The sequence below is a fragment of the Bacteroides neonati genome (assembly GCF_000499785.1).
Lineage (GTDB): Bacteria > Bacteroidota > Bacteroidia > Bacteroidales > Bacteroidaceae > Bacteroides > Bacteroides neonati.
In genome coordinates, this window is record NZ_HG726023.1 from 117,947 (window position 1) to 136,934 (window position 18,988).

The window sequence follows — 18,988 nt, forward strand, 5'->3', positions numbered from 1 at the left end:
CTAAGTCAATGAACCTTAGTTAATAAATTCGTTTTCGAATACGGCTTAAGGCTTGAGGGGTTATACCAATATAAGATGCTAGGTATTTCAATGGAATTGTGAATATTAACTCTTTGTGGTATTTGATTAATTCTTTATATCTATCCTCAGGAGACAGTTTGAGAAGGCTAATTTCTCGTTCTATTTTACGCGTAAACACATCCTCCAAAACAATCCGAGCAATCCTATTTGTGTTTAAAGAGCCTTCGTATATTGTTGATAAGTCTTCTGTATTTATTCGCCAAACGACAGAGTTACATAATGCCTGTATATTAAAGGCCGAAGGATTGTCGTGCATCAAAGATAAATAAGAGTTAGCAAACTCATTACTAAAAGAAAACCAGAACGTGATTTCTCTTAACTTTATATTTGTAGTCCAGTATCGCATAATACCTTTTTCTATAAAGTAAAGGTACCTCTCTTTCTTGCCCTCTTGAATAAGGAAAGTGTTTTTCTTCATTTCATATCTTTGGAAATGCTCATTAAAAAACTGTTCTTCTTCAGCGGTAAGACGTAAGCCATGATTGAGATTGTCTTCTATATTCACCGAAGCCTCTATAAGGTTTGCGATTGTATTACACATAAGCGAATCATTTTTATTTCATGTATTTATATCAGAATTTGAAAAAGGATGATAGCTCAGAAACATATCATTTCTAATATGCCCCTCATTGCATATGTCTATATTTAGACGTTAGGTTTGGCTAATAGCCTCAAAACTTTCGTTACTAAACAAGCAGCAAAACTTATGCCAATAGTTTGTTTTATAGCCGATAGTGAATTTGTCTGCCGCTAAAGATCAATATAGCCCATTTGTCATAAATAGTAATTTAGATAATCATGTGGAAAGTGTGGCGTTTTTAGGTGGCAGCTGTGGAAAAAATACACATATAACACTGTTCTCTTGTGATATCATTGTTCTCACGAACATTTATTTGTAGATAAATGAGGAATTAGTTTGTTTTTTATCATCGTACGTATCATTAGTTGTCTCAGGTTCATTGATTGTAAGCAATCGCTGGTTTAACTTTGTCACATATATTATAATCGATATATCAATAGCTAAGTGTTGTCAAGTTGTAGGGCAACAGATGATAAGTAAATGACTTATTGCTAAATAAATTCTACAACAAAACTTAAATATATCTGCTTATGAAAAAGTTGTTCTTCTTTGCAGCCTTGTTTTTGGCTGTTTTATCTGTTGCTTCGTGTTCAAATGATACAAAGATCGATGAAGCTTCGCTGGCTTCAAGAGACTATCAGACTGACGCCCGGATTTTGGCGAAATTTGTTGATATTAATAAAACAATTGGTGAGTATTACATCAATGAAAATAAGAAAAACTCCCCAATGGCTTATGTAACCAATAAAGATTGGGAGGAGTTACAATTGGTAAACCCTGTGAATAGAGCAAGATATGAAAGTGATTTGAAGATATTGAACTCTCAATTAGAAACTGCTGCCAAACGATCAGATGTAGCACAAATAGTTTACAGCATTTACGGAGAAACTTGGGTGAGAAATCTCAATGATAATGCTTCCTTTAAAATAGAAAAAACGAATGAATTGTCAACGAGAGTATCTAGAAGCAATTATGGGCGTTTAAATCTTTTGTACAATACTGAACAGCGGCAATCTTTTTATGCTGGAAGACAAATAACTTCATCAGTCAGAATTAATATGACTGGTAATTATTATTATTTCTTTGAAGTTCTATGTGATACAGACGCTGGTAAATCTCCCAACGGTGGAGTCGGCGGGGATAATTCTAAGTCGATATTAATGTCCGGAACAACTATAATTGAGACTTATAATTTTGTATGGACAGCGACAAGTAGCTCTACGCAAATATTCTGGGAGTTTAGAGGAATACAGCACGCACCTCAAAATCCTTCAAATGGAAGTATTGTGTTGGAGTTTTATGATTAAGAATAGCCACTGCGCAGAATGTATATAAATGGAAATACGAGATTCATAACTGAGTCTCGTATTCTTTATAGTGAACTTTTTTCAATTAATATATCCTAACATGCTCCTTTTTTCACCCAAGTGTATTCCATTGTTTTGAATAGGTGGTTCGAACTATACGTGATAATAAGTAAAGTGTCAATAAACCCACTTGCTGTGTATTGGATAAACATCTACTTTAAGGGCTCGCTATTTGAACTGAATGGTATTCTCTGTAATCTCTGTATTGCTGACCAGGTACTGTTATAGGATCTCTATGTGTTTCATAAACAAACAAGTCTTCTTTTGTCAACTTTTTAATTTCCCAATACAATCCGTAATCCATGTAGATAACGTTAAAATTAGGAGTCGTAAATGTCCAGCGGAAGTAGGTAACTATCTCTTCTTTTTCCCCATTATCATATGTTGTTATTGTTTTATAAGAGCCACTCGCGTTGTCATTAAATATCCAGAATTCATGAACATCAAACTCTTTTCCATTATCTAACTTGGCATGATAACTCCTTTCCCACCTTTTGTTAAAAGTGAGGTTCTCGATGATAGCTTTCTGCCCCGGTTCGTAATATCCGTTTCTCTCCACACAGCTTGTAAATATTGTAAAAATAAGTGTATGAATAATTGTTTTTAGTATTCTCATATTGATTAATAATTTAAAAACGTTGCTGTCTTATTAAAATCTAAAATTGTTCTTTCAAATATAGTTCTTTATAGAGGGCTTTCGAGCACATTGGCTAAAAAATGGGAGCTTTCATTCGATTAGCCTGATAATATATGCTGCAATATAAATGTGTTTCCGCTCAATCCGTTTCGATACCTACTATTAGTTCAAGGTTACTAATCGTACCATATAATATTACATATTACTATGAAAATGTAGAGTCAATAATACACTCCAAAACACTAAATAGGCTATCAGAATAAGCAATAGAATCTTTATCGTATTGCTTTTTTTTGTATAGGTATTAGTAAGTAATATGTGAGGAATAGTGGAATAATACAAACTCCTGCAATATTTTTCAATTCATAGGTGGTAAACTTTATGCCTAAAATAAAGAATAACCAATAGAATGAGAATATAAACAATAGAATATATTTAATAGTCTTATCTGTTTTTAATTTCTTGATATATGAGTATAGGAAATAGATTGACGTTAGTAAGCTAACGAATATTATATCTCCTATAAATAATATATGAAAATCTAACATATTTCTTCCGTTTACATAATTTCATTCCAGCAGTGTCCCTGCAACATAGCTTTTTGGCAGTCACTTCCAAGAAAATAAGTTTTTGGACCCTTAACGCAGTCAGATCCCCATCCGTTAAAGTCCATACACACGTCTCTACGAGTTACACAATTATCTCCCTATATGCCAAACGCATCACTACAGTTAGCATAGGAACCATGATTCTGTGTACACGGTGTACTTCTCATTTGACCAGACTTACAACAATCTATTAATCCCATGTCAAATATGAAGGTGTTTTCCCGTAGTTGTGCTGGCAATAATTCGTCTTTTAATATTATTTTATTATCAGTGATAATATTGCTCGCACATCCTGTTACTTTATTACTTTTAATTCTGCCTGTCACAGATAAATCACTTATACTCACTCTCGAAAGCTGAACGGGTAATTGCACAATTCCTTTTTCATTTGCGCTGTATTCTTGGCCAGAGAGATTTACAATTGCAGTGTGTAAGGGGAAATATATCCGATAAAAAGAAAAATCAGAAGCAATGAAGGTTCCTCTCTGTGCCTCTATTTCCTTCTTATGATGTTTAAATACCCATTTTACAACATCTTTATTCTTCTCTGCCAGAATCATGGTTTTATAACCAAACACACCCACTTGATTAGGATTATTTACCGAAAACTGTTCAATATACGATTTCTCAAAGGCATTGATTTCATTCTGAATTTCCATAGAAATACTTCGTGTTCCGAACGTTGTTTTGGTATTTACTACATTCTGCTGTTGTGGTTCATCAGAACTACAAGAAATAACTGTCATCGATACGCTTAATACACAGGTCATAAACCATGTGTGAAAAACACTTTAATCTTTTTCATGATTTCTTTTTTTAGTAATGATTAATTGAATATGCTACAAATGTATCATATAAAACTGACCTTCTCTGCAATCCTACCTTTTATCTATTTAGCTTGTCGTCATTAATTAACCTGGATTCATTTTGATGGTTGAGTTGCAAGAGTATTATGAGCAATAAATTGTTCATGTGTCATTTTGCCATAAGCAGTCTTTTCATACCACTATCGGACACTTTTGAAAATGGTTCTTGATTCTTCTTTCATTTGCCTATGAAAATAGAATCAACACGTTTTATAAACTATTTAAAATTAAAAGTATGGAAGTGGTAACCATTGAAAAAAGAACCTTTTTGTATATCTGCGAACGGTTCACAGAGTTTGCCAAACGGATGGAAAGTTTGTGTAGTACTCATATACAGAAAGTAGAAAACGGGCTAGATAGTCAAGAGGTATGCCTGTTATTAGGCTTTAGCAAGCGAACGTTGGCATACTATCGGAGTAGCGGAAGACTGGCGTATTCTCAAATTGGTAGCAAGATTTATTATAAATCTTCTGATATTGAAAAAATTATAGTAGACAGCGAAATACAAAATCAGTCACCCAAACAAATCAAGCCTTATGAAAAGAACTAAAGAGAATTATCCGTCTTTCAATCTGTTTTCCATTGTCGATACATGGGAAAGTATTAATCTGAACCCTACGGTTATCATCTACCGGAACGATAAAACATATCTTTTTTCTATTATATATGTGTCGGAAACCACAAGACAGGCTTCGCCTGCTACTTATGAGATACAGCAAGATGGTAGCCAGTATTTTATTGCTGCTGCGTCCAAATGGCTCTATGTAGATTATGATCCGGCAAAAGATGTACTTAGCATTTCATCATTGGGTGACTATCTGCGCAGCTAATCAGACAGTTCGTCCGAAACTTACTTCAGAGTATAAAGAATTGAAAATTTAGCAATGATTGATGTAATTTATATATGGATATAGTAGCAATAGAAAGAGATTCCTTTGATTCTTTTAGAAAGAAACTGGAACAAATTGCATCATTGGCAGATGGTTGCCTGTCTCCTTATAACAATATCTGTATTGAAAATGAGTGGATAGATGGTAAAACATTAGCAATTTCTTTGAATATTTCTCTACGAAGCCTACAAACTTTAAGGGAGAGGGGTAAACTCTCCTTTTCGACTATCGGAAAGAAAGTCTATTATAAAGTAGCCGAAGTACAAAAGCTACTTGATTCAGATATAATCAAAATAGCCACTAAAAAATAATTGCTTATGGATTTATACACGAATGAAGATAGTAGAGAATTGTTGCTGTCATTGGATAAGGCTCTAGCTCATATAGCGTACGCTTTGAGAAATAGTAAGCCAGCATTTGAAGGAGAACGATATCTGACAAGTGAAGAACTGTGTTCTATTCTAAAAATCAGCCGTAGAACTTTGCAGTATTATCGGGATGGCGGTGTCTTCGCCTTTATTCAACTACCGGGCAAAGTGCTATTCCGTGAATCGGATATTAGGAAAGTACTGGAAGATAGGCTTTGTTCAGCTTATGATATAGAAGATTATTCTCTTTAGCTTTTAATAGCAAATACGGAAAAACGGCTACCGCCCGATTGGAACAGGTAGCCGTTTCTATCTTTAGGTGGTTTTTGTTGAGAAATTCTCCCGTACATTCTGCATATCCCGAAGGATACTTTGATCCAATACTTTGGCATATCGTTGTGTCATTTTTGTATTGGTATGACCGAGCATCTTTGCTACATTTTCCAATGATACATTATTGGCTAAAGCAACAACAGTCGAAAATGTGTGTCGTCCGGTATGCGTGGTTAGGTTCTTCTTAATACCGCATAAATCAGCAATTTCTTTCAAGTAACTGTTTAGCTTTTGATTGCATATAACAGGATTCGTTATATGTTTTTGTAATTCAGATATTTACAATAGAGCTTAGGGTGAAGTGCTAACGGATTTGCAACGTGGTGTATTCTGCTTATTGCTTTTGGTTGCGTAGCCTATTTGTTGCTAGTAGCGTTCCTTGCTCGTGAAGACAAAGATATAAAAAATGGATGAATTTACAAGAAATCCACCCATATATTTGATTTACTCGCTTTCGTTTTTATCCTCAATACTTTTTTGTATTGATTTGGCATTGAGTGAAGTGACCACTTTTTCGCCGAGCACCTCTTCCATTTCAAGACGTGCGTTACGAGCTACCGTTGCACCTTTTATCGCTACCTCTGCGTGCTGTTGCATTGTTTGAGGATCGCTATTCTCAGAAAGACCTTTGGTTGTAAGCTCTGCGAGCATATTAAGTACCAACTCACGATTGGTCATATTATCTCTAAGGTTCTCCTTTTTGAGATTCTTCAATCGTTTATACTCCTTTGCCGTGTGGTCGCTCCAAGTTTTGTAAATTATATCCGTAAGCGTGGCAAATTGCACTCCCTCCTCTAATCCGCAACGTTTCCATTCATCGGTTAGCTCCTTGCGAATCTCAATAGTCTTTATACGTTGATTGATCCAATTTTCTGAATATCCAAGCCTACGATAATCAGTCATAGCTTGTTCAATCGAGAGTTCAGGATCTTGCATCTGGTCTAAACGCTCACTTGCTACTTGCGCCATCCATTGCTTGAAAGGCTCTGCTTTTGGAGATGGAATAGATTGAATTAGACGAAATAGTTGCTCTGTATCAGCAACATCAGTCATACGCATTTTACCATCCACAGCACGCATTTTCAAACCGTGACAATTCGTCACGGTTTCATTTCCCTCCTCTTTAAGGCGTTGCTTTAGCTTGCGCCAATATGCAGTGGGATCGACACTATTGGTTAATATCCCGACGACATCCACAATAGAGAAATACCATTTTTCGGCATCCTCATCCCAAAGAGTGCGGACTTGTTTCTGTTCAAATAGTTGTATTTTATTTTGTTGTGGCATGGCTATACTATTTCTACTTTTAGATTAAGATCCAACGCGTCGGAAATTTTTTCTATCTGCTGCCGTTTTTGTCCGGTTGAACTATGAGTAATAAGAAACATTCCTTTAGCAATCTCTTTTTGATTGTAAAAGTTGTCCTGCGTATTCGAGATAAGAGGCACTCCACATTGTATGATACCGAGAGATCGCACCTTCTCCACGCCTGCCAACATTACGACTTCTTGCAGTGTTTCGTAAGCAAAGCGGTTTTCTATCACTTTGCCGTTTGGTAAGGTAACGCGTAGGTTTGTTTTTGCACTCTTGGTCGTGGAGTTTCGTTTGATCGTCCCAATATTATGATCCACTTTAGGGTCAGGGATAATCTCGATTGTCTCCATTTGGTCGGTAAAATTACGCTTACGAGAGATACGCACACTCAATGGCTCATTCGGCACATAATCAACGACCAATACTAACTCTCGTTGAATTTGACTGATTATCGGCTCAATCTTCTCAGATACAACGGGCAAAATCTCTTTTTTGATGATCTCTTGCTCCAAATCCGATGTTTGTTTTAGGAGGTCATCTCCTAACTCTAAACCTAACTCTTTTAGGCTCTGGATTGTGCTGTATAGTTTTTGTAATTTGGTCATAAGAGTGTTATCTTTTATTGTCAGCTTTTGCTTGTTAATATAGTGGATAGAGAAATTTATGCTCAGTTGCCCAGTCATAGTATCTCTGCACCAACTTCGAAGAGATGGTACGAGAGGTAAGAAAAGCTATTTTTGAATAACTATCAATCATTTATCAATTAAACAAGAGTCTTTAATTTTGTTCTGAAGAAACAATACTTCTTTTTTTTGATATATTTTAGTGCCATTTTTCTAAAACGAGGAATTGCTGTCAACAACGGGACAACTATTACCGTGAATAATGCACTTATGATAGCTAAAGGAGAGTCTGAAGGAGTTGTTATTGTACTTACCACATAATATACAATCCAAGACAACCCTAAAGCGACAATAGATATCAGTGTATACATCAAGTATTTGAGAGTTGTATATTTATGCTTTATCTTATTTTTTTCACTTTTTCGTGAGTTAAATTTTATCTTTTTTAGTTCAGCTGCATACTCCTCGCCCTGCCTTACCTTTTCTTTTAGAAAAGAAGTTTCTCTTCTAAGATCATCAACACTTTTTATATTAATGAAATCTATAATATCCCCAATGTTTTCTGAGGTAATATTCTCAGGAAGAATTTCATGCTCTCGAATGGCATTAAATACGGAAATTTCCTCATCTTTACTATAATTTCGTTTGGATAATTCATCATACTTAATTGAAGCAGATTTATATAACATAGAATTAATAACTAATTTTGTCTTTGTCATCACATTGAATGATATCGGTTTCTTCCCATTTATTAATCCTTTATGTAACTTGAACCAGAGTTTAGCGGTAATAAAATCAATATCTGAAGACAAACTAAACTCATTTTCATTTTTAATTAGGGGATGCCAAGCAACAAAAGATGCGACACTATTTGCCGTCATCAAAATACACTTAGATTTTTCAAAACTCGTTTTGCTATTTGTATTTCTTCGATTGTTGATTATTGAAAACATTCTTAGGTATTTTGATATCGTTTCTTCCTCGAATGTTAAATCTTTATCAAGACTATCCTTAAGTATCGCAGTTATATTCTCATTGGTTTGAAGATTTCCAGACATCTCTGACACATAGCCTGCTCTGTCATCATAAACAATATCATTTGATTTCAAAAATGAAAAGAAACGCCCCTTCTCAGCAATAACGTCACTTTTTTCTAAGCATTTCCGAAGAATTGTATTCATTGCGGTTTGGGCGTACGGGCGTATTTTCCCATCTTTAATTTGAGTTGCAACATAAAAATAGCCATCCATTGTATTTTTTGTTTCCTCAAAATACTTTAGTTCAATATATTTAGTTCTTTTATTAGCTTCTTTTACTAATGATATAAAGTCATCAAATACCTCTTTAAACAATTCTCCATTATAGCCATAAAAGCTAAAAAGATGTTCTGTGTCTAGATAGATTGTAAGTTTACTATCCCAGCTGCCAATGGTATTTAAGTCTGTTGAATCAGTAATATCCTTAATGCCATGCAGTATTATATACCCATCACGAATTTCATTCAAACAATCAATAAAATTTTCATCAGATTCATTTTCAATAATAAAACGTGAAAATAAGCAATCGCCTTGCTCCTTTTGGGTTGATAATAAAAAGTCTGCGAAATTAGATTTGAACTCTTCTTCTTGTTCGACAGTCATTCTTAAACCTTTATTCAGGCGATAAAATTCTAATAACTTATCAAATACAAATTCATATTTAGTTGTTTGCGCTTTTTGATTCTCTTTAAATTGCTCTACAATAATACTTAATGGCATAGCATTATATGTATTGTCTCTATCTTTTGAAACCTCCTGTGATAACCTTTTTTTTAATACAGTCTTTAGTACTCCTTCTGGAACATCAATTTCAAAATCCGTCTTGATTAGTATGCGGAGGCTAGTAATATTAAATGCGTGAAGATTGTTGTTATGTATTGTTGCTTTTACAAATTCAGCAATAACTGAAAATATGTCTTGATTTCCATTATCATATAAGTCTTGAAATAGTGCAATAGAAGCTAAAATATTATTTCTCATCGTAGTTTTTTATTTGTTATCATTATCTAATTTAGAACCCATGTGATATTTGATGTCGTAGTTGTTGTTACGATCTAACTCACTAGCTGACTATGTCTTGTTACTCGGCTAGAGGTGAATCGGAAACAATAACATTTGCTAAATTAGACATACTCAAATCTGCTCACCTATACGTTTAAACTTCTCGACAAAAGCGACAATCTTTTGAAAAACACTCTGTTTTTTTGTCAGATATTGAGGATTCAAAGGGCTCATTTTCGGCAAGATGGCGTTGAGCTCCGTACCGTTCTCACTTGCAAATTCACGTTTTAAAGAAGCTGTTATGTAACGCTTTGCCTCTGCCTTATTTAAATTTTCTTCTGCAATTAACTGTTCCGCCTCTTTCTTTAGTATTTGCCTTGCATATTCATAGAATGAGTCTATTATATTCGCTTTGTCCTCAATGGTATTAAGGTCTGTTTCGTTGATGAAATCAACCACCAAGCTCTCTTTTGCTCTATTACCAATACTTGCACGGATAACCCTGCGAATTTCCTCTATTAACGAAGCTTTGTCTTTGGTCTTTTTGTTATGCTCAAAAATCAATTCGATAATATACTCAAGGTTTATCTCTTGTGATTTAAGCAGGTCAACCTCAAAGACTACATCATCCCAGTCGATTTTTGACTCTTCTGATTCTTTACCGCTACGTTCCTGTCTTAACCAGTCACGAATATCATTATAGGTAGATCTGTAATCTTGGATTGTACGATCAGGTAGTACCTCAATAGCTTGCATTGTGGCTATATCCTCATCTGTTACAAAATGAGCCTCTTTAAACGCTTCAATGGCTTTAGGATCGTTTATGTCTATTGCTTGAAGAGCTTTAAGGTGTGTAAATTCATCGTAGTTTTGCAGGATGTTTTCTACACGCAGGTACTCACCAAATAGTTTTGAGAACTCCTTTTTATCGCTCTCAGTGACTATCGCTTCCGGTGTCGGGAACTTCTCGTTTAACTCCTTTACAACTTCGATATAACCTCTGCGTGCTTCACCTGTGACAATATCCGTAAAACCCTCCAGATACTCTTTGTAGCTTTTTTCAAGCACTACATTTCTTGTACTACTATCCCCGAATGTTCGAATAGCCTCAATGGTAGCAGCTTCCAAATCTCTAAAAGTAACGATGTTACCAAAAGTTTTGGTAGCATCATAAATTCGGTTGGTGCGAGAGAATGCCTGCATCAGTCCATGATAACGCAGGTTTTTATCCACAAATAGCGTGTTGAGTGTAGGTGCATCAAACCCCGTGAGGAACATACCCACAACAATGATAATATCAACCTCTTTGCTCTTTACCCGTTTGGCAAGGTCTCGGTAGTAGTTTTGAAATTCTTTGCTATCAACGCCAAAACTCGTTTTGAACATTTTGTTATAATCGTCAATAGCTTTCGTTAAAAACTCTTTGGCACTAAGATCCATTGCCGTAGGCTCAAAGGTCTCATCTGGTATTGTGCCTATTGCATTTTGCTCTTCATTGGCGGCAAAAGAGAAGATGGTCGCAATCTTGAGAGGTTTTTCACTATCCTTTTGCAGATGGTTCAGCTCCTCATAATAGCATTTTGCGGCATCAACACTACTTACGGCAAACATTGCATTAAATCCTTTGCCACCTCCTTGGTTTCGGTGGGTTTTGATTCTAAAATTCTGCAAAATATATTGCGATATCTCTTTTATACGAGCAGGGTGAAGCATCGCTTTCTTATACTCTGCCGAACTTAGCTTTTCTTCATCTTGCTCTTTTTCTATTCCCTTGAATTTAGGACGTACATCGTTGTAATCAACTTTAAACTTTAATACCTTTTCATCTCTGATTGCATCGGTGATGACATACGAGTGCAATTCACGTCCAAATACACTTGCGGTTGTCTCATCCCCCAAAGCATTTTCGGTAAATATCGGCGTTCCGGTGAATCCGAATTGATAGTATCGTTTAAACTTCTTCCTTAAGAGCTTTTGAGCCTCACCAAATTGTGAACGGTGGCATTCGTCAAAGATGAATACTACCTGTTTTTGGTATATTGACAGTTCACCTTCACCCTTCATCAAGTTGTTTAACTTCTGAATGGTGGTGACTATAATCTTGTTATCGTCTCTTTCGAGGTTCCTTTTTAGCCCTGCCGTGCTATCCGAGCCATTCACGCTGTCGGGCGAGAATCGTTGATACTCCTTCATCGTCTGAAAGTCGAGATCCTTGCGATCCACCACAAAGAACACCTTGTCGATAAAGTCAAGCTGTGTCGCTAATCGAGCCGCTTTGAAGCTGGTGAGGGTTTTACCCGACCCTGTGGTGTGCCATATATATCCACCACCTTCAGGCTTAGACCATTGCTTTGCCTGAAAGGAGCTTTTGATTTTCCATAGTATTCTTTCGGTTGCTGCAATCTGATAGGGTCTCATGATGAGCAGCGTGTCGCTTGTATCGAAAACCGAATAAGTTAGAAGCACATTCAAAAGTGTTCTTTTTTCGAAGAATGTTGCTGTAAAGTCTTTGAGGTCTTTGATTAGCGTGTTGTCGGCTTTCGCCCAGTTCATCGTAAAGTCGAAGCTGTTTTTATTTCGCTCTGTGGTATTTGCAAAGTATCGGCTATCTGTTCCGTTCGAGATAACAAAGATTTGCAGGTACTTAAATAGAGAGTTTTCTTTGTTAAAACTCTCCTTCGTGTAGCGATGCACTTGGTTAAAGGCTTCACGGATAGCTACGCCACGCTTTTTCAGCTCAATTTGAACAAATGGCAACCCATTGACCAATATGGTAACGTCGTAACGATTGGCGTGCGTTCCCATTTGCTCAAATTGCGATATTACCTGCAATTTATTACGAGTAACATCTTGTTTATCAACTAAGTAGATGTTTTGGATATGCCCATCGTCAAAAACAAAGTCGTAGATATAGTTGTCGTGTATTTTCCTTGTTTTTTCAACGAGGTTGTCACTTGGTTTGTCCAAATACTCCTCCACATAACGAGCCCATTCGCCATCACTGAATACCATATTATTAAGCTCCTGAAGCTGTATTCTTGCATTGGCAAGCATCGCCTCTGCGCTCTTTATCGTGGGATTTTCATAGCCTTGGCTGATTAGGTCTTGTATGAGTTCTCGTTCGAGGGCGAACTCCGTTTGATAACCAACAGGAGCTTCACACACCATTGAGTACTTGGCATAATCATCCAGAACTATGAAGTTTTTGGATTCTGCTATGGTTTTATATGGTCTCATTATTGTTCGTTTACGTTATTGTTATCACCTTGTTTAAAACCGCAAGTTTTCTTGATTTCAGGTAGTAAATAGCTTAAAACTCGTTTGTCATCATCTTTAACTATTGAACTTTCTTCTCCGCTATGTTTGGAGTGACTTGAGAGATCAAGTATTCGTTTGTAATATGCACTACGTGAATCTTCTGGCAAGAGCTCATCCCACTTCTTATAACCGAGAAATGTAGATGTTTTTTCTAGGACATTACGGAGAAAGTTGAAATGATATTTTTTAACATCTCCTGATTGTGCTGCTTTTTCTAATTCAGACAAAAGGGAAAGATGATAAGAAAAAGGAGAGTCTTTGGAATCTTCAAGTAAAAACGTGCCATCATTCAGTTTTTCTATACGCCTTTTTATTCCGTGCTTTACTTTGTAGCCATAGCGTGAATCTGCATTATTGAATTCATTAAAAAGAACATTATAAAATAATGGATTATGCGTTGTTATAATAAATTTCAAATCTGACTTACTTGATTTTATTAACTCCGCAATATTTACAGCCAATTCAATTAGGTGATTATCATCTAATGAACTTACTGGGTCGTCAATAAAAACATATTCCAAGTCATCAAATCGGTCAGTGTCTCGTTCTGCGGCTTCAGGGACATTAAGATTATCAATAACCTCTTCAAGCAGACTATAAAATAGACACCATATTAGGCAACTTTCTTCACCTTTTGAAATCTTTATATTCTCAATCTTTTCCTCATTACCACCCTCAATAGAGAAGGTGACTTCAGAATATGCCTTCACGATAATATTCTGACCTTCTTTGTCCTTTATGATGTACTGTTCGTTAAAGCGAGGCGTAAGCTTGTCATTTGTGTAACGCTGAAAGTGAGTTATTATGTTGTTTCCTTGCCCTTGAACACGAAGCACCCAATCTGTAAATTTGTTTGATTGTATTTTTAGTTTTCTATCTGAATCTTTATCTAAATCATTATCCCAATAGAACAAATCTTCAGTAAAGGCATTATAGTAAATGATTTTACCTGCGGACTCCTTCTCTTCGGGTTCTTCTTTGCCGTCATCTTTGGGGGCTACCAACTCTTTAAACTCACGTGACAAACGTGTTTTACCTGTGCCATTAAAGGCGTAGATTAACTGCACTTTTTTATTAGCGTCTTTAAGGGCTCGTGCTATTTCTGTTAATGTCTGTCCCATATTATGCCTCTATTGTTATCGGTTGGAAATGTTAGTAACATATCTCGGTAGTATTCATACTGTTTTTGGCGTAGTTCAATCTCTTTTGGCAGACCTTCACTTATTGAAGTTGTGAGGGTGTCGAATTTGTCGAGAATTGCAACTATGCGTTCTTGCTCTTCGAGGGAAGGAATAGGAGTAGGCATTTTTTCAAATGCTGTTTTTGATAGACGAGGTACGCTTGAGCGTCGAACTTGACCTGTTATTTTCTGCTGTTGAGTTAATAGGAAGTAGTATAAAAACTTACTATTAAAATTTTCTGGGGTTGTGAAATAATAAACATCATCTGCCGCCCAAAAATTAACACTACTATAACCTATTTCGCCAGCAGAACCAGCACTTATAATAAATGTAGTATTAGCATTTACATTGCTTTCATGATAATAACCAAGAGGAATCATACAATTTTGGAAAACTGCATATTCCCCAGTTTCCTTTAATTGACTTTTAATTAATCTTCTACCACGGTTAATTCCGAGAACTTCGCCCAACGGCTTCCATTCCACTTCGCCAGCTTCAAAACTTAACAACTGGTCACGATAGTAGTTATACTGCTTTTTGCGAGCTGTAAGCTCCGCTGTAAGCTCCGCTGTAAGCTCCGTAAAAGTATCTAATATACGAACTATCTCTTTTTGAATTTCGATAGGTGGGATTGGGATTGATATTGCCTGAATGTCTTTATCTAGCAGGTGTCTTACTGTTCCAGTTTGCTTGCCCTGTTCTATTTTTTTTATTACAATTTTCAACAGATGAGATAAATATCCATTACAGATAGTCTTTTCATTATCATTGGAATAAAATTTACAAACACGTTGACAAAGTATACCCCCGTTTGTCTTCCAATTACCAACATGAAAATTACCATCCATTCCCACAAGCAAATCTCCCAGAGATAATACATATTTGTCAGGAATATTTTGAGTTGTAAAAGTGTCAGATGTTCCACTTAGAACATCTCTAATGCGAGCCAAAGGTTTTCCTTTTCCATCATTATTAAATAGTGATGCATCACAAGGATATCCATAAATCACATCAGAAACAGACAGTAATTTATCGTATTTTACCCCATTAGGGCAAAACTGCTGAATTAATTTATCTAAATAACTCATGCCTCAATCTCCTTTAAAATAGCATCAATCTCAGCACGAAGAGTGTTTATCTTCGCCACGGTTTTTGAAATTTCTGCATTCAACTCCGTAATATCCACTTTTTCACGATTATCCTTTTGTTCCACATAGGAACTAACAGAAAGGTTGTAATCGTTTTCGGCAATCAGTTTGTTGTCTACCGATTTTGCTGTATATTCAACATCTTCTTTGCGGTCGAAAATTTCCATAATCCTCTCAATATGCTTGTCTTCAAGAAGATTGTTATTAGTTACCTTTTTGAAAAACTCTTCACCGCTTGCATCTATAAACTGCGTTTTGGAATCTCTCTTATTTTTGGCAAGAACCAAGATATTTACAGCTATCGAAGTTCCATAGAACAAGTTCGGAGCTAATGAAATTACAGTTTCGACAAAGTTATTGTCTACCAAGTATTTTCTAATTTTCTGCTCTGCACCTCCACGATAGAAGATGCCGGGGAAACAGACAATAGCTGCCCTCCCTTTACCCGAAAGATAACTTAGGGCGTGCAGCACAAAGGCAAAGTCTGCCTTTGACTTAGGTGCAAGCACACCTGCAGGGGCAAAACGGTCATCGTTAATCAGCGTAGGGTCGTCCGAGCCAATCCAATTTACAGAATATGGCGGATTAGAAACAATGGCATCAAAAGGTTTGTCGTCACCAAAGTGGGGATCTCTAAGCGTATCACCGAGTGCTATATTAAACTTGTCGTAGTTGATATTATGCAAAAACATATTCATACGAGCAAGGTTATAGGTGGTGTGGTTAATCTCCTGACCAAAGAAACCCTCTTCAATGATATGATTATCAAAGTGTTTTTTTGCTTGCAAAAGCAACGAGCCTGAGCCTGCAGCAGGGTCGTAAATCTTGTTTACTCTTGTCTGCTTGTGCATAGCAAGCTGCGCAATAAGTTTGGAAACGTGCTGAGGTGTAAAGAACTCACCTCCCGACTTCCCTGCATTAGCGGCATAGTTAGAAATAAGAAATTCATAGGCATCGCCAAATAGGTCTATCTGGTTGTCTTCGAAATCTCCAAAATTCAGCTCCTCCACGCCTTTCAATACTGCTGCTAAGCGACTATTTTTATTTTCAACGGTATTGCCCAATCGTGTACTGGTCGTGTCAAAATCGGCAAACAATCCCTTAATATCTTCTTCGGACGGATAGCCGTTTGCGGAACTCTCAATCTCATCGAAAATCTTTTTGAGATCTGTATTAAGATTCGGATTTGTATTAGCGTTTGCTGCAACGTTCACAAAAAGTTGACTCGGTAAGATGAAATATCCTTTTGTTTTAATGGCATCATCTTTAATCTCTGGCGTTATTACACTATCCGCTAAGTTAGCGTAGTCAACGCTATCGTCGCCACCTTCAATGTATTTCGTGAAATTTTCGCTTATAAAACGATAGAAAAGTGCTCCCAGCACAAACTGTTTGAAATCCCATCCATCAACAGCGCCACGTACCTCGTTGGCTATTTTCCATATCTTATTTTGCAATTCAGCTCTTTGTATTGTACTTGTCATTTTTCCGATTTTTTAGTGTTCAATAAGTAGTTACCTGCTCTTATTCAGCAATTCTCTGCGATCAACTGATAAAAGTTTTGCTATTTTCTCAAGCGTAGGAATTGATGGCTGAATAACATTCGTACACCATTTTGAGACCGTAGAAGGGTCTTTGCCTAACTGTTCTGCCAGCCATTTACCTGTTTTCCCTTGTTCTACAAGCACTACTTTTATGCGATTTATATTTTCCATTATATCACCTTTAATAGATATGTAATACAAAGATATTGAAAATTCCAGTAGCTTGTATCAACTTTCTAAACAATTATTTAACAGCCTGTTTTGGGGGCGGAAATTAGGGCGTTACATTCGTCTGCCTTTCTTCTTTTTCTTTTGCATTCTTCGTCGGAACATCTCCTCTTCTGGGTCGTCGCCATTAGGCAATATCGGAATGTCGAAGAGCGAACCAATAGAGCCACCAATACTGCTGCTTTCGAGGTGTTGCTCTGTGTGGTGAATGGTTTGTTGCGCAGGTGGCGATTGTTGTGGGGCAAATGGGGCAGAGCCTTGCGATTGTGCAACGTTGGTTAGATGCTCATATTGTTTAGGGTTCTCAAGCCTATCAACGATTGCGTTTGCTGCGTACTCTTTGCCCAGACGTGAGCCATTGAGGACTACGCCTGTGTTGTGGTCAATGAAAGTAACACCGTACAAGCGACCTGCTGCGTTCTCTCGATAGACTACACCGATACCACTTTGGAACAAGTTGTAACGGAGCTGCTCCTTGTTGGTAGCTCCTGCGAATGCTTGATTGATGGCTCTCTTTAATGAAGCTGCCGGGCGGCTCTTTTCTAAGTGCTCTTTTGAGGCTTGGTACTTTTTCTCTAACGCTTCGTTGCCGGCAAATTTGCCGAGTGTGGCTGACGAAAATGGGTTACCAACTTTGTTGTCTTCATTGTCGGTTGCCGAGTAAACAATACCACTAAATGGGCTGCCATAGTGCGAACCTTTCACCTCTTCGGCTGCAATGTTAAACTTCGTAAGCACCGCTTTATACTCCGTAAAGGTGAGAAAATGGTATTTGTTCATCACCTCCCTGACAACATTTTCGACCTGTTCTTTGGCGTTTCCTTGACTCACATCAACCATTTTTAGCTCTGGTTTTTTCTCTTTTGACATCTTTTCGGCTGTATGGAGTCCATATTTTTGCTCCAAAGAACGAGTTATATCCTTGCTTCTTCGCCTCTCAAATTTGTCGTTTATCTTCTTTCCTTTCTCATTTACACGCACAGAAACGACGTGCAAATGATGTCGACTTATGTCGTGATGCTTGAAAACAACGTATGGTTGCGAACCATATCCCATACGCTTCATATACTCCTCGGCTACCAGCGAAAGCTCCATATCCGAGAGTTTATCATCAGGGTGAGGGTTGAGCGATACGTGAAAAACAGGGTTTTCAGTCCGGTATCTTTGGGGCATAAACAGCTCAAAATCCTTCATCATATCACTCACCTTGAACTCCTCGCCTTGCTGTGGACAGAGCATTTTGTTGGTTAGAAGTATCTGAGCTGTATCGGCTTTGAACTTGTTCATATTGTAATTTATCGCTCCTGCGAGTGATCCGCTGACGCTGATTTTTGCAACCATAGTTCTTTGAATTTTTGTGATAATTCGGAAATTTGTCGGCTAATGACAACCAACTCTACAGTCTGTTGCTCCAATTTATAGAGCATCGCCAGAGCTTTTCGCTCCTCAAATTTGCTCTTGAGAGTTACGACAGTTTGATTGTAATTGACTCCGATTGCTCGAAATTGATTGTATAGAGAGGATAGTAGTTGCGTATATTCAAGCAACGATCCATCAACTTTTACCACCCGAAAGGTCTCGTTAAATATCCGTGCCTTGATGAACGATGCCATACTATGTATCCCAGATTTCTCATAAAGCGTGAGGAAATCTGCATACTCAATATCACTCAAATTGACACTAACACGATTCTTAGCAGGGTCGATTTTTGGTGGTCTGCCACCCATTTTATTCTTTATTCTATTCATATTGTTTTCTATTGATATACGACTTCGGAGTATATCTACCCCATTTATGGGGCGAGGCTTTTGTGTTGCGCAAAAGGTTTTCCGCTGCGGAAAACACACCTCGCCTATATCTCTA

The 18,988-nt window shown here is 37.0% G+C and carries 18 protein-coding genes and 1 pseudogene; 5 read left to right on the forward strand and 14 right to left on the reverse strand.

Annotation, left to right across the window (positions count from 1 at the left end; genetic code table 11):
* Positions 1 to 19: 19 nt before the first annotated feature.
* Positions 20 to 622, reverse strand: a complete 603-nt coding sequence (locus TY03_RS13195) for a Crp/Fnr family transcriptional regulator (RefSeq protein WP_042370778.1) — start codon at positions 620 to 622, stop codon at positions 20 to 22.
* A gap of 569 nt (positions 623 to 1,191) precedes the next feature.
* Between TY03_RS13195 and TY03_RS13200 the strand changes: the two genes are divergently transcribed.
* Entirely contained in the window at positions 1,192 to 1,968 is a 777-nt protein-coding gene (locus TY03_RS13200) for a hypothetical protein (RefSeq protein WP_042370780.1), read from the forward strand.
* A gap of 217 nt (positions 1,969 to 2,185) precedes the next feature.
* Here the strand turns inward: TY03_RS13200 and TY03_RS13205 are convergent, their stop codons facing one another.
* Both TY03_RS13205 and TY03_RS13210 read right to left on the reverse strand, forming a co-directional pair.
* Entirely contained in the window at positions 2,186 to 2,644 is a 459-nt protein-coding gene (locus TY03_RS13205) for a hypothetical protein (RefSeq protein WP_042370782.1), read from the reverse strand.
* Between the two features lie 727 nt (positions 2,645 to 3,371).
* Positions 3,372 to 3,932: a hypothetical protein gene (locus TY03_RS13210; protein WP_222860404.1), complete on the reverse strand. Its 561-nt coding sequence runs from the start codon at positions 3,930 to 3,932 to the stop codon at positions 3,372 to 3,374.
* A 442-nt stretch (positions 3,933 to 4,374) separates the two neighbouring features.
* On the opposite strand from TY03_RS13210, the gene TY03_RS13215 reads away from it, so the two are divergent.
* From TY03_RS13215 to TY03_RS13230, 4 genes are all read left to right on the forward strand, one after another.
* The gene (locus TY03_RS13215) at positions 4,375 to 4,689 is read left to right on the forward strand and encodes a helix-turn-helix domain-containing protein (RefSeq protein ID WP_042370786.1); all 315 of its coding nucleotides are present in this window, start codon (positions 4,375 to 4,377) and stop codon (positions 4,687 to 4,689) included.
* Positions 4,676 to 4,969, forward strand: coding sequence for a DUF3876 domain-containing protein (locus TY03_RS13220; protein ID WP_042370788.1), 294 nt, complete (start codon positions 4,676 to 4,678; stop codon positions 4,967 to 4,969). Before TY03_RS13215 ends, TY03_RS13220 begins: the two co-directional genes overlap by 14 nt.
* Before the next feature lie 74 nt (positions 4,970 to 5,043).
* A complete protein-coding gene (locus TY03_RS13225) occupies positions 5,044 to 5,340 on the forward strand; it encodes a MerR family transcriptional regulator (RefSeq protein WP_042370791.1) in 297 nt (98 codons plus the stop codon).
* Between the two features lie 6 nt (positions 5,341 to 5,346).
* Positions 5,347 to 5,649 (forward strand): helix-turn-helix domain-containing protein, encoded by a 303-nt coding sequence (locus TY03_RS13230; RefSeq protein WP_042370793.1) that lies wholly within the window; start codon positions 5,347 to 5,349, stop codon positions 5,647 to 5,649.
* A gap of 63 nt (positions 5,650 to 5,712) precedes the next feature.
* Here TY03_RS13230 and TY03_RS13235 read toward each other — a convergent pair.
* From TY03_RS13235 to mobA, 11 genes and pseudogenes are all read right to left on the reverse strand, one after another.
* Positions 5,713 to 5,979 (reverse strand): annotated as a pseudogene (locus TY03_RS13235) (tyrosine-type recombinase/integrase); the annotation flags it as partial.
* A 195-nt stretch (positions 5,980 to 6,174) separates the two neighbouring features.
* Entirely contained in the window at positions 6,175 to 7,017 is an 843-nt protein-coding gene (locus TY03_RS13240; RefSeq protein ID WP_042370798.1) for a BRO-N domain-containing protein, read from the reverse strand.
* A gap of 2 nt (positions 7,018 to 7,019) precedes the next feature.
* Positions 7,020 to 7,649 (reverse strand): hypothetical protein, encoded by a 630-nt coding sequence (locus TY03_RS13245; RefSeq protein ID WP_042371360.1) that lies wholly within the window; start codon positions 7,647 to 7,649, stop codon positions 7,020 to 7,022.
* Between the two features lie 158 nt (positions 7,650 to 7,807).
* Positions 7,808 to 9,685, reverse strand: coding sequence for a hypothetical protein (locus TY03_RS13250; protein WP_042370801.1), 1,878 nt, complete (start codon positions 9,683 to 9,685; stop codon positions 7,808 to 7,810).
* A gap of 153 nt (positions 9,686 to 9,838) precedes the next feature.
* Positions 9,839 to 12,943 (reverse strand): type I restriction endonuclease subunit R, encoded by a 3,105-nt coding sequence (locus TY03_RS13255; RefSeq protein ID WP_042370803.1) that lies wholly within the window; start codon positions 12,941 to 12,943, stop codon positions 9,839 to 9,841.
* Positions 12,943 to 14,145, reverse strand: coding sequence for an AAA family ATPase (locus tag TY03_RS13260; protein ID WP_042370805.1), 1,203 nt, complete (start codon positions 14,143 to 14,145; stop codon positions 12,943 to 12,945). The genes TY03_RS13255 and TY03_RS13260 overlap by 1 nt, the downstream gene beginning before the upstream one ends.
* A complete protein-coding gene (locus TY03_RS22215) occupies positions 14,130 to 15,293 on the reverse strand; it encodes a restriction endonuclease subunit S (RefSeq protein ID WP_081713105.1) in 1,164 nt (387 codons plus the stop codon). The genes TY03_RS13260 and TY03_RS22215 overlap by 16 nt, the downstream gene beginning before the upstream one ends.
* Positions 15,290 to 16,837: a type I restriction-modification system subunit M gene (locus TY03_RS13270; protein ID WP_042370807.1), complete on the reverse strand. Its 1,548-nt coding sequence runs from the start codon at positions 16,835 to 16,837 to the stop codon at positions 15,290 to 15,292. The genes TY03_RS22215 and TY03_RS13270 overlap by 4 nt, the downstream gene beginning before the upstream one ends.
* A gap of 30 nt (positions 16,838 to 16,867) precedes the next feature.
* Positions 16,868 to 17,068, reverse strand: a complete 201-nt coding sequence (locus tag TY03_RS13275) for a helix-turn-helix transcriptional regulator (protein WP_042370809.1) — start codon at positions 17,066 to 17,068, stop codon at positions 16,868 to 16,870.
* Positions 17,069 to 17,179: 111 nt separating this feature from the next.
* On the reverse strand, positions 17,180 to 18,466 hold the full coding sequence (mobB, locus tag TY03_RS13280) for a conjugal transfer protein MobB (protein ID WP_042370811.1): 1,287 nt from the start codon (positions 18,464 to 18,466) through the stop codon (positions 17,180 to 17,182).
* Positions 18,421 to 18,873 (reverse strand): conjugal transfer protein MobA, encoded by a 453-nt coding sequence (gene mobA, locus TY03_RS13285; RefSeq protein WP_042371362.1) that lies wholly within the window; start codon positions 18,871 to 18,873, stop codon positions 18,421 to 18,423. Before mobA ends, mobB begins: the two co-directional genes overlap by 46 nt.
* Positions 18,874 to 18,988 lie beyond the last annotated feature (115 nt).